Raw genomic sequence first — 6,120 nt, 5'->3', positions numbered from 1 at the left:
GCCAATGGCGCGCGCATTGCGCTTGCCCCGCAGAAGGATTGGGACGTCAACGAACCGGCCGAGCTGGCCAAGGTGCTGGCCAAGCTGAACCAGCTTCGTGGATCGATGTCGCTGGCCGACGCGATCGTGCTGGCCGGGTCGGCAGCGGTTGAGAAAGCGGCCAAGGACGCGGGCGTCAATATCACCGTGCCGTTCGCTGGTGGCCGCGGCGATGCGACCCAGGATTGGACCGACGTCGACAGCTTCGTGTGGATGGAGCCGCAGGCCGACGGCTTCCGCAATTACCTCAAGACGCGTCAGCCGGTGAAGACTGAGGAACTGCTGCTCGACAAGGCGTCGTTGCTTGGGTTGTCGGCGCCGGAATTGACGGTGCTGATCGGCGGGTTGCGCGTGCTAGGCGCCAATTTCGGTGATATCCCCGAGGGCGTGTTGACCAGCCGCAAAGGCCAGCTGACCAACGACTTCTTCGTTAATTTGCTCGACAATGACACTTTCTGGGATCTGGTCGACACGTCGAGCGACGAGGAATTTATCGGCTACACCCGTGGCGGCCGCGTCGAGAAATGGCGCGCGACCCGCACCGACCTGGTGTTCGGCTCCAACAGCCAGCTTCGTGCTACGGCCGAAGTCTATGCCGAGAACGGGCATGAGCAGAAGTTCGTGCACGACTTCGTCAAGGCCTGGGTCAAGGTCATGAACGCCGACCGGGTCGATCTGGCCTAGTAACTCGTAATCGCCTTGAGGCTCGCGGCGAGGAGGCGAAACTCCTCCTCGCGCGGGCTCGATCGGCGCCAGGCGAGTGCGATCTGCCGCGCGCCATGCTCGGCCTCGAGCGGGAGCGTCTCGATCCGGGTGCCGTCGAGCAACCCGGCATCGACCGCCATTTGCGGAATGAAGGTCAGCCCAAGGCCATTGTCGACCATCTGCACCAAGGTGTGGAGCGAGGTGCCCATCATCGTCGCGCCGGCACGAATCTCGGGCCGGTTGCACGCCGCGAGCGCATGATCCTTGAGGCAATGGCCATCTTCAAGCAACAGCAAGCGGCGCTCGTCGATGGCGCTAGCGTCGATTGACGGCGTTGCCGGCGCTTCGCCATGCGGGAAAGCGACCAGCAGGCTGTCGTCGAACAGATGGACGCTGTCCACATCGCCGCAGGCATAGGGCAGAGCAAGCAGGACACAGTCGAGCTGGCCGCGATGGAGCGCTTCGCACGCCGCATGGCTGGTATCCTCGCGCAGGAACAGCCGCAGCCGCGGATATCGATCGCGCAGGCTCGGCAGCATCTTGGGCAACAGGAACGGGGCGATGGTGGGGATCACGCCCATGCGCAATTCACCCGTCAGCGGCTGCGCCTCGGCGCGCGCCATGTCGGCCAATTCCTCGCTTTCGCGCAGCACGCGGACGGCCTTGTCGGCAATGCGCGTGCCCAGCGCGGTGAAGCGCACAACGCGTCGGGTTCGTTCGACCAGCATGGTGCCGAGCAAGGTCTCAAGCTCGCGCAAGCCAGCCGACAGGGTCGATTGGGTGACGAAGCAACTCTCCGCCGCGCGGCCGAAGTGGCCGTGGCTGCGCAGCGCGACGAGATATTGCAATTGCTTGAGCGTGGGGTGGTGGACGATCATCAGTGAATCCGATCAATCCGCCGGTTCTAATCGCTTGTCTCGCTCAATACTAGACGAGTGCCTTGTATAGGCCATAGAAACTGACAATCGTCAGCAGCGCACCGACGAAGGTCAGCAAGGCATCGGGATTGACGCGCTTGGCGATCTGCGCGCCGAACGGGGCGGCGAGGACTCCGCCGATCAGCAATCCCAGCGTCGCGGTGGTGAACGCTTTCAGCCCCAGCGTCAGGATGAAGGTCGCCGAAATCGTCACGGTCAGGAAGAATTCAGCAGTGTTGACGGTGCCGATGGTCTTGCGCGGGTTGCTGCCCTGGACGAGCAGGTTGGAGGTCACGATCGCGCCCCAGCCGCCGCCGCCGGCCGCATCGAGGAAACCGCCGACGAGGCCCAATGGCTCGACCACACGCGGTCGCCGCTCGGTATGGCGGTGCATGATCCCGCGATAGAATAAGTAAAGCCCAAGGCAGGTGAGGTAGGCGAGCACGAACGGCTTGGCCTGATCGGCACCGATCGACAGCACATAAGCGCCGGCGACTCCACCGATCACCCCCGGGATGACCAGCCTGAAGAACAAGCGCCAATCGACGTTGCGGTGGGCGACGTGGCTGATGGCGGAAACGGCGGTGGTGAAGGTTTCTGCGGTATGAACTCCGGCCGAGGCGGCAGCGGGGGGCACCCCGGTACTGATCAACAAGGTGCTCGAGATCTGGCCGAACGCCATGCCAAGCGCGCCATCGATCATTTGTGCCGAAAAGCCGATCAGGGCGAACAGCAACAGCGATGATGGATCGGCGAATAGCTCGGTGAGAATGTCGCGCTCCACCCCAGTTGCGACGGCCACATTGATTGAGATGCGCGGGCAGGGCAAGCGGGGCCGGGCAGGCAACCCTTCGCTTCGGCTGGCATTTGCACCGAAGCGTGCCTAAATTGACTGTCCTGCATGGCAACTAGGAAGCCCGCACCGGGATGGCATTGTTCGATTATCTCGACTCGGTGAAGAACCGCGACCCCGCAGCGCGGTCGCGTTGGGAGGTGCTGACCTATCCCGGCGCGTGGGCGGTGATGTTCCATCGCGTGGGTCATTGGCTGTACGGCGGGCGGCTGTATTTCCTGGCGCGGCTGGTCAATCATATCGCGCGCATGCTGACCGCGATCGACATTCACCCGGGCGCGAAGATCGGGCGCAACTTCTTCATCGACCACGGTTTCACGGTGATTGGCGAGACGGCCGAGATTGGCGATAATGTCACCATTTACCAGAACGTTACGCTGGGTGGGACCAACCCGTCGACCGGCGTCGGCGGCAAGCGCCACCCGACCTTGCGCGACGGGGTGGTGATCGGGTCGGGGGCGCAAATCCTCGGGCCGATCGAGCTTGGTGCCGGCGCGAAGGTCGGTGCCAATGCGGTAGTGACTCGTGACGTCGAGCCTGGCGCGACGATGGTCGGGATCCCGGCCAAGCCGGTCGATGTCGAATCGGTCCACTACAGTCCCGGCTTCATCCCTTACGGCACGCCGTGCGGCGAGGACGCCGATCCGGCCGGCGCCGGGTTTGCCGCGCTCGAGGCGGAGGTGGCGATGCTCCGTTGCGAAATCGAGGCGCTGAAGGCGGCACAGGCACCATCGGTCAGGGTCAAAAGCGCGTGAACGTCGTCACGCCCTTCCCGCAGCGAGGGGGGCCAGTTGTTACCGCCTTCGACCGGCCTGAATTGATGCGGATTCTCGACTTGTATGGAAGGATGGTCGCGGCCGGGCACTGGCGTGATTATGCGATGCAATTCGACCGCGACGTGGCCAGCTTTGCCGCCTTTCGACGGGCGACCGAGCGGCCCGAAGTGCGGATCGAAAAACGCCCCGAGCTTCGATTGAAGCAGGGGGCGTTTGCCTTGGTCTCGGAACATGGTGCGGTACTCAAGCGGGGGCACGACCTTGCGGGCGTGCTGGCCCCGATCGAGCGCCGACTTATGCGGCTGGTAGCGGAGTAGCCGAGTTTTCGGACAAGATTGGCCGATCCAAATTAGGCAGTTTGGCGCGCAGACCGTCCGGAAGCGGGCTGACCACCATCCGCCGTGCCTGATGCCAGAAGGCCGACAGCAGCAGCAAGGCCGAGCCGATCACCAGCGCCGTGAGCGCGATGTTAAGTTCGACCGCGCCGAACTGGCGGAACATTGACTGCAACGCGAACAAAACATAGGCCAGCGCCGAAACGAGCAAGGCGCGGCGATCGATCGCAAGCGCCGTAATCCCCAGTGCGATGTAGAGGACAACTACGACCAGTCCCTCGCCGATCGACGCATTGCCATCGTTGAGGCCGAGCAATGAAAAGACCGGGTGGACGATCATCGGCGCGGCGAGCAGGTGAAGCCAGAAAGCGACATCGCTGCGCCGCGTGACTCGTGCCGGATCCGACGAATCCCAGCGCATCGCGAACAGGAACATCCCGATCCCGAGCAGCAACACGAAGCCGAGGATAATATTGCGCATGTTGGCGACGTCACCGACGGCTGCGACCAGCAGGCCGATGGCGATTGCTGCCACGGCGGCACCGCCGGCAGCGACGGTGATCGGGACGTGGAAGCGCTTCCAGTGAATGTAGGCGGCAAGGGCAGCGACTGCTCCAGCAGCAGCGCCGAGGATTCCGCCGAGCACGTGGTTATTGTTGATCGTCTGCTCGCCAATGATGACAACCAGCACGAAACCGGCCGCAGTGAATACCCCGCCGACAAAGGCTAAAAGCAGCAGGATCGACGGCAATGCCATCCGGCGCTTGGCGGTGAAGAATAAAGCCAGGCCCCATGCGGTTGCAGCAACGGCGGCCGGCGCGAGCGGGGTCGGGCCATTATCGCCGAGCTGCAAATTGGTCGCCTGTCCGATTGATTGGCCGATCCAAGCCACCGCGAACAGCAGGATGGCCGCAGCGATCGACACGAAAATATCATTAAAACCCGAGATCAGGCGAAAATGCTCTTCGTCGACCGACGGCAATGCACTTCGTTGTTCGACGAAATTGCGAAGACCGGTCGCGGCGTCGGCGCTCAACGCACCGGAGGCGACCGCCTCGTCCAGGTCATTTTGGCTATACATGATTGATCCTCCCAGTTGGCCGAAACCTAGGGGAGGTGTATTATTAAGTCAATACAGCTATTCGTGAAGGTGGCCGACGCCCGAGGGGGAGCGTCGGCCGGGGGACTGTTTAGCGGCAGCGCTTGCGGCTGCGCTCGACTTCACGGCCAACCAGGGCGCCAGCAGCGGCGCCGAGGATCGTGCCGGTGGCACGCTCGCCACGGGTGTCGATCGCGCGGCCAATCAGCGCACCACCAGCGGCACCGACGATCAGGCCGGTCGTGCCGTTGGGGCGCTTGCAGCGCAGGCGACCCTGCGAATCGCGCCAGGTCTTGCCGTGATAGGAAGAGCCGTGCGCCGACGCCGGGGTCGGCATGGCGGGAATGGTGAGGGTCGCGGCAGTCAATGCCAGTACGAGAGTGCGCAAAGGAAATTCCTTGAGTTGCTGGTGAATGGATCGTCCCGCGAGTTTCGTTGAACCTGCATGAACGTCAGGTGAGAAGCGATTGTGGGTTAATGTTAGTTCCCTGTATTAACGACGAGCCGAGCCGGCTTTCAGGACGGCGGGAGCCAAACGGATGTGCAACCTCTACACGATGACCGCGAGCGTCGAGGAAATGCGCCGGATGTTCGGCGGTTTCGACGGCGATCGCGACAATGTACCGCCGTTTGGGGAGATTTATCCGGGTCGCGCGGCACCGGTGTTGCGGCGTAATGAAAGCGGCGGGCTCAAGCTCGAGACAATGATCTGGGGTTTTCCCGGCCCTGCGGCGGCGAAAGGTCGGCCGGTGACCAACGTCCGCAATCTCGACAGTCCGTTCTGGCTATCGGCGCTTGGCAATCGGGAGCGGCGGTGCATCGTCCCGGTCAGCAGCTTTTGCGAATGGACCGCCGATCCCGACCCGGTGACCAAGCGCAAGTCGAAAGTGTGGTTCGGGCTGCATGAAGCCGATGATCCATTGTTCGCTTTTGCTGGTATCTGGCGACCGGGCGGCGGCGGGCCGTTCATGGCGTTTTTGACGTGCGATGCGAACGAAGTGGTCGGTGCGGTGCATCCCAAGGCGATGCCAGTCATATTGCGAGCATCATATGCCGCGCAGTGGCTCGACCAGGAGCGCGAGGCGGCGTGCGCCCTTGCGGTTCCTTTCCCCGATACCGACATGCGGCGCATCGACGCGCATCCATAATCGACCAACTGGAGGAATTTCATGGCCAAAAGTGACACCGCCAAGCCCAAGGCGAAGAAGAAAAGTGGCAAGGCCAAAAGCAGCGGCGTGACGATCAAGGTCAAGGCCGGAAAGTCGAAATCGGCCAAATCCAACACGGGCTATGACGCGCTTGCGCGCCTCGCCGAAAACCCGATCGTCGCCGACCTGATCGCAATCGGGGCAACCGCTGCGGTAACCGCCATCGCGGCCGGCATGTCGAGCAAGTC

The 6,120-nt window shown here is 63.0% G+C and carries 9 protein-coding genes; 5 read left to right on the top strand and 4 right to left on the bottom strand.

Going from position 1 to position 6,120, the window contains the following annotated elements:
* On the top strand, positions 1 to 723 hold a 723-nt coding region (locus RMN73_RS05860; RefSeq protein WP_309602385.1), incomplete at its 5' end, for a peroxidase family protein.
* Here RMN73_RS05860 and RMN73_RS05855 read toward each other — a convergent pair.
* A complete protein-coding gene (locus RMN73_RS05855) occupies positions 720 to 1,622 on the bottom strand; it encodes a LysR substrate-binding domain-containing protein (RefSeq protein WP_309602384.1) in 903 nt (300 codons plus the stop codon). The two genes, RMN73_RS05860 and RMN73_RS05855, sit on opposite strands and share 4 nt — an antisense overlap.
* Positions 1,623 to 1,671: 49 nt before the next feature.
* A complete protein-coding gene (locus RMN73_RS05850; protein ID WP_309602386.1) occupies positions 1,672 to 2,433 on the bottom strand; it encodes a sulfite exporter TauE/SafE family protein in 762 nt (253 codons plus the stop codon).
* A 155-nt stretch (positions 2,434 to 2,588) separates the two neighbouring features.
* Between RMN73_RS05850 and epsC the strand changes: the two genes are divergently transcribed.
* Together epsC and RMN73_RS05840 are read left to right on the top strand one after the other, a co-directional pair.
* A complete protein-coding gene (epsC, locus tag RMN73_RS05845; RefSeq protein ID WP_309602383.1) occupies positions 2,589 to 3,269 on the top strand; it encodes a serine O-acetyltransferase EpsC in 681 nt (226 codons plus the stop codon).
* Positions 3,266 to 3,607: a DUF2794 domain-containing protein gene (locus RMN73_RS05840; protein ID WP_309602382.1), complete on the top strand. Its 342-nt coding sequence runs from the start codon at positions 3,266 to 3,268 to the stop codon at positions 3,605 to 3,607. The genes epsC and RMN73_RS05840 overlap by 4 nt, the downstream gene beginning before the upstream one ends.
* Here the strand turns inward: RMN73_RS05840 and RMN73_RS05835 are convergent.
* Both RMN73_RS05835 and RMN73_RS05830 read right to left on the bottom strand, forming a co-directional pair.
* Entirely contained in the window at positions 3,585 to 4,706 is a 1,122-nt protein-coding gene (locus RMN73_RS05835) for a hypothetical protein (protein ID WP_309602381.1), read from the bottom strand. The genes RMN73_RS05840 and RMN73_RS05835 overlap by 23 nt on opposite strands.
* A gap of 109 nt (positions 4,707 to 4,815) precedes the next feature.
* Entirely contained in the window at positions 4,816 to 5,112 is a 297-nt protein-coding gene (locus RMN73_RS05830) for a glycine zipper 2TM domain-containing protein (RefSeq protein WP_309602380.1), read from the bottom strand.
* Positions 5,113 to 5,263: 151 nt separating this feature from the next.
* On the opposite strand from RMN73_RS05830, the gene RMN73_RS05825 reads away from it, so the two are divergent.
* Entirely contained in the window at positions 5,264 to 5,872 is a 609-nt protein-coding gene (locus tag RMN73_RS05825) for an SOS response-associated peptidase family protein (RefSeq protein WP_309602379.1), read from the top strand.
* 21 nt (positions 5,873 to 5,893) lie between these two features.
* Positions 5,894 to 6,120, top strand: a 227-nt coding sequence (locus tag RMN73_RS05820) for a hypothetical protein (RefSeq protein WP_309602378.1), incomplete at its 3' end; no start/stop codon positions are given.

It is taken from the genome of Sphingomonas sp. (genome assembly GCF_031372575.1).
In the GTDB taxonomy this organism is placed as follows: domain Bacteria; phylum Pseudomonadota; class Alphaproteobacteria; order Sphingomonadales; family Sphingomonadaceae; genus Sphingomicrobium.
The sequence above is the reverse complement of the archived record's forward strand: the minus strand, read 5'-3'. Positions and strand labels throughout refer to the sequence as shown.

Bases quoted from the DNA above. Each gene is read 5' to 3' on its own strand.
- RMN73_RS05825 (WP_309602379.1), top strand. From the start codon at position 5,264: ATGTGCAACCTCTACACGATGACCGCGAGCGTCGAGGAAATGCGCCGG.
- RMN73_RS05855 (WP_309602384.1), bottom strand. From the start codon at position 1,622: ATGATCGTCCACCACCCCACGCTCAAGCAATTGCAATATCTCGTCGCG.
- RMN73_RS05835 (WP_309602381.1), bottom strand. From the start codon at position 4,706: ATGTATAGCCAAAATGACCTGGACGAGGCGGTCGCCTCCGGTGCGTTG.
- epsC (WP_309602383.1), top strand. From the start codon at position 2,589: ATGGCATTGTTCGATTATCTCGACTCGGTGAAGAACCGCGACCCCGCA.